Source organism: Acidiphilium sp. 34-64-41 (genome assembly GCF_002282635.1).
Taxonomy (GTDB): Bacteria; Pseudomonadota; Alphaproteobacteria; order Acetobacterales; family Acetobacteraceae; genus Acidiphilium; species Acidiphilium rubrum.
In genome coordinates this window covers 1-1,113 of sequence record NZ_NCJX01000176.1, presented here as the reverse complement: position 1 = coordinate 1,113, position 1,113 = coordinate 1, and the positions used below count along the sequence as shown (strand labels likewise).

General features: G+C 64.9%; 1 protein-coding gene. It reads right to left on the bottom strand.

Annotation, left to right across the window (positions count from 1 at the left end; translation table 11 throughout):
- Window positions 1-167: 167 nt before the first annotated feature.
- On the bottom strand, window positions 168-1,113 hold a 946-nt coding region (locus tag B7X49_RS18710; protein ID WP_286840650.1), incomplete at its 5' end, for a DUF4113 domain-containing protein.

Genomic DNA, 1,113 nt, shown 5'->3' with positions numbered 1-1,113 from the left:
GCGGTAGGCACCGGAGGCACTGAGCGTCCGCGCCATCTCCTCGAGCCGCTTCACCTCCTCTTCGGTCATGGTCCCTCCCCTCCAGCGGCTGATCGCATGCGGTTCATAGCCCCTTGCGGCCCGCCAAGGCCATCAAACCGGGAGTGCCCCCTCGAGAGCGCGTCCCCTCAATAGGCGGTTCCAACCAGGATCTCGCCAACCCGCGTCGTATATCGGGGCGACAAATTCAACGCCTTGGCTGTCCAGGGGCGCGAAATCCCCGTTGCGAGCGGGCGCAGCGTATCACGGCCAAACCGACCATTGACCGCATCGAGCGCCGCCATCGCCCGCGCCGACCGAACAGGATCCCTGGTCGGAAACAGCGACACCGGCTGACTGCCCGCGTCGATCAACTCGCCGAGCATGATCCCCGCCTTCGAATACCGGAACCCCGCGCGCCACATCGGTTCCAGCATGCGGATCGCATCACCGATCAACGATGTCGTATCGTTCGTCGCCTCGATCCGGGCCGAATGCTGGTTGCTGTACCAGGGATCGCCATTGTGCGGGTTGGTGTGGAGCAGAACCGTCATCGTGCTGGCGAGCAAACCATGCTCGCGCAATTTCTCGCCGGCGCGGGTCGCGTAGGATGCCACCGCCTCGCGCATCGTCCACCAATCGGTGATCGGGATGCCAAAACTACGCGTCACCGCGATGCCCTTGCGCTGCGGCGCCATCAGCGACAGCGGCAGGCACGACACGCCGCGCAATTCCGCCTGTACCCGCGCACCCACCACAGACATCATATCGCGCACCTTGCGCGGATCGAGCCGTAGGAAATCCGCGACGGTCCGGACGCCGCTGGCAGCAAGCCTCTCTGCGGTCTTGCCGCCGATCCCCCAGACCTCGCCAATCCCGAGGTCCTGATACAGGGCCACGCGCGTCGCCTCGTCGCGCAGATCGCACACCCCGTTCAGTTCGGGTCGGGATTTGGCGAGTTTGTTTGCGGCCTTTGCAATTGTTTTACTGGGACCCACCCCTACACAGGTCGGGATCTTCGCGATCTGGCGGACCGCGCCGCGCAGCATCTGGCAGAACTCCATGAGGTCGCCAGTGACCGGCGCCAGATCAAGG